At 54.2% G+C, this 3538-nt stretch carries 1 protein-coding gene; it reads right to left on the minus strand.

What is annotated here, in order from left to right:
• Window positions 1-3538, minus strand: a 3538-nt coding sequence (locus MJ764_RS11230; RefSeq protein WP_239327097.1) for a hemagglutinin repeat-containing protein, incomplete at both ends; no start/stop codon positions are given.

Genomic DNA, 3538 nt, shown 5'->3' on the forward strand with positions numbered 1-3538 from the left:
GCCGTTGAGGCTGCCTACCTGGCTGCGTATTTGTTCGACGTTGTTGCTGTTGTATTGGTCTTTGCTGCTCATGTAGCCGGTGAATTTTTCGGTATCAGACAGTTGCGCTGAGCCCCAGCCTTTGCTGCTGTGGCTTTCGCTCTGGCTGGTGCTGTTCTGGCTGGAGCGGATGTTGACGTTGCGTGCGGCGTTGATGGTGTTGTTGCCGCCGGCAACGACGCTGCTGCCAATGATGTTGATGTCACCGCTGCTGGTTTGTATGACGGAGTGGCCACCTACGGACAGCTGGGTGCCGAGGGCGCTGTCGAGGTTGCCCTGACCCTGGCCTTTTTGGTGTGCGGCGCCAATCGGTGAGCTCCATTTGCGTGTGTCGAGGTTGAAGCCGCTGCTTTTGCTGGTGGCGCTTTGGTTATGGCTGTCGCGGGCAAAGCTGAGGTTGATGTTGTCTTTGGCATGCAGGAGGGCGTTGCCTTCGGCTGTGAGGCGCGCGCCTTCGCTGTTGATGCTGCCATCGGTGGCGATGATGTTGAGGTTGCCGCCGGCGCTGGCCTGGGTGGTAACGCTCTGGCTGTTGTGTGTATCTTGGGTTTGATGGCTACGCTGGTGGTTCAGGGTGGCTACGATTGGGGTGCTGGCTGCCTGATAGGCGCTGGATGCGGCTTCGCCTGCCTGCATGCTTTTGCCAACGATGCTGTTGCTGAAGTCACCACTGCGCATGCCGTCTTTGAAGGTGCTGGCTGCGGCGACGAAGGGGGAATAGGTGAAGCCAACGCTGAAGCCGCTTTGTTTGGTTTTGAGGTCGATATGCTGGTCGCTGGTAACGTGGTCAGCCAGCAGGTTGACGTTTTTACCTTGCAGGGTGAGGTCTTTGCCGGCACCGAGGATGGCGGCGCTGGCATTGAGGTCGCCATCGGCCTGGATGATGGTGTTGCCTTTGAGGCTGCCTATCTGGCTAAGGGTAAGGGTGTGGTTCTGCTCCTGCTGATCCAGCTGGGTTTTGGATTTGCTGTAGCCAACGCTGGCCACGCCTTTGGACAGGCTGGCGCTGAAGCCGGATTTTTTCTCTTCGTGGTATTCGTGGTCTTGATAGTTGTTGTGGGCAGCCTGGATGTTGATGTCACGGCCGGCGCTGAGGATGGTTTGATCCTGGGCGATGATGTTGCTGCCGCGCACGTTGATGTCCTGATCGCTGCCGATATTGATTTGTTTGCCGGTGATGCTGCTGCCTACGGCTTCGTTGTGGTGTACTTGATATTTGTCTAGGTTGCTTTGGCTGGATACGATGTTGCCGGATTTGTGGTAGAAGGATTCGTCTAGATCGGCAGTTTTTCGGCCTTCGCTGATGTTGACACTTTCTTTGCCGTAAAGGTTGACGCTGCCATTGAGGCTGTTGATGTCGCCCTGGCGGATGTTGATTTGTTTGCCAGCACCGATGCTGATATCACCCTGGGTGAGAATCTGGCTACCCACTTCGGCGCTGTGATGCAGTGACATGTGGTTGCGGTCACTCAGTTTGCCATCGGTTTCGTGGTCGGCTATCTGGACGGTATTTAGGTTGACGCTGCCTTCGCTGGAGCGTAGTTGGGTTTGGCCGTTGGCGGCAGTGTTGACGAGCTGGGCACCATTGATATCTATGCCTTTTTTGCCGTCCACTGTCAGGATGCTGTCTTTGTTTCCGGTGACATACAGGCCGGCGACGCGGTCGATGACGGTGGCGCCGTTGCGTTCGTCACCATGGGTGGCGGTGGTGGTGGTGAGGTTGATTTGGTTGGCTTTGAGGCTGAGCAGGTCTTGGGCCTGAGCGGCACCACCATTGAAGTCGATGTTGTTGCTGGCATTCAGGGCTACTTTGTTGCCGCTGATCAGGCCGCTGTTGCTGATGTTCTGGGCACCCAGGTCGACGATTTTTCGGCCGGCTATGCTACCTTGGTTGTTGATGTCCTGGTTGGTGTGCAGGCTGATGTTGTTGGCGCTGATTAAGGCACCGGCGCTGTTGATGTCGCCATCGCGTACCATAAGGTAGATTTGTGGTACGAGGACGGTTTGCTGGCTGCCATCGGCCAGGGTGACGCTCTGGTTAATCAGCCAGACGATGTCGCTGGTCAGGCGGGCGATTTGTTCGGCGCTCAGGGCAATACCGGGAACTAAGCTCATTTCGCGCGCGGCGGTGATGCCGGCGTTCATCAGGGCTTTGTATTGTTCTTCGTCGTTCTGGTAGCCCTCCAGATAGCGCAAGCCGGTTAGGCGGGCAATTTGTTCGTTGATCAGGCGTTGTTCGTAATAGCCGTCACCCAGCCGTTTTTGCATTTTGTTCGGGTCTTGGCCGAGGGCGCTGAGCATGTAGTCGCTGCCCAGCCATTTTTTTAGGTTGGTAAAGGCGGGGTCGGTTTCGACTAGGTAGCCGCTGTTATTGGGGTTGATATGGTACAGGCTGCTGTTGGGCAGTCTGCTGTTGATATCAGTCAGGGTTTTGATTTGTTGCTGCTGTTGGGCAATGTTGGTGTTGCTGGTACTGGTTTGGTTGTTGCTATTGATGTTGCCAACTTCGTGGCCAGTTGGATTGGCTGCGCTGGCGTTACCTTGGTTGCCACCAATGGCTACGTGTTGCTGGACAATGCTAACGGGCTGATCCAGGTCGATGGTGGTTGTGGTGGTGTCGCTGTATTTGCCACCTTTTCCTTCATATGCATGCCAATGGTTTTTGACTGAATGCTTCTTCTTTTTTTCATAGTGTATATGACCTGTTCTACCTTTGTCTTCTACGCGCTGCTGGCCTTTGGTTTCGATGTTGTCTAGTTGCAGGTTGTCTGTGCCGATAAGGTTGCCGCCAACCAGTATCTGGCTGTTGTTGTTTTCCCAGTGGCTGCCGGCGATATTCAGGTTACCACCGATAATGATCTGGCCGGGATCGCTTTCTTTGACACGTTGTTTGTAGGTTTTACGGATAAAGTCCCACCATTTAACCTGTCTCATTTTTCGGTTGTAAACAACTGCTGTGCTGCCGTCGTTGAAGGTGAATTTGGCTCGATTATTATTAAGGTTGAAATTACCATCGACACCTACAGTCCATTTTTCGGTGCGACCAGGATATTTATATTGTTTTATTTTACGTTGTTCAGCTAAGTATTCTTCTAATGCAAAGTGGTTATTGAGGTTGTGTAATTCTCTGACGGCGATATTGCCATCGCGCTGCGCTTCGATACGCGCACTACCGTTGATCAGGCTGTCGGCCATGCCTGTGGCCTGATGCTGTTCGTTTAAGGCACCGCCAATGGCGATATCACCTCCGCTCGACAGGAGGGCATGTTCTTTGTTGATGATGTTGGCAGCACCGATGTCCAGCCGCTCACGCGCAGCAATAACGGCGGCTTTGGTTTCGCTGCCGAGGGTTTCTTCCTGGTTGATTAGGTTATGGGTGCCGATGGCGACATGGTTGCCATAGATGCGCCCGCTGCCGATGTTGTTGATGCTGTTGCCAGACTGTACCAAGGTGGTGCTGTTGCTGTTGATCAGGCCACGGTTGGTGATGCTGTCTTGT

The sequence above is a fragment of the Snodgrassella gandavensis genome, assembly GCF_914768025.1.
Lineage (GTDB): Bacteria > Pseudomonadota > Gammaproteobacteria > Burkholderiales > Neisseriaceae > Snodgrassella > Snodgrassella gandavensis.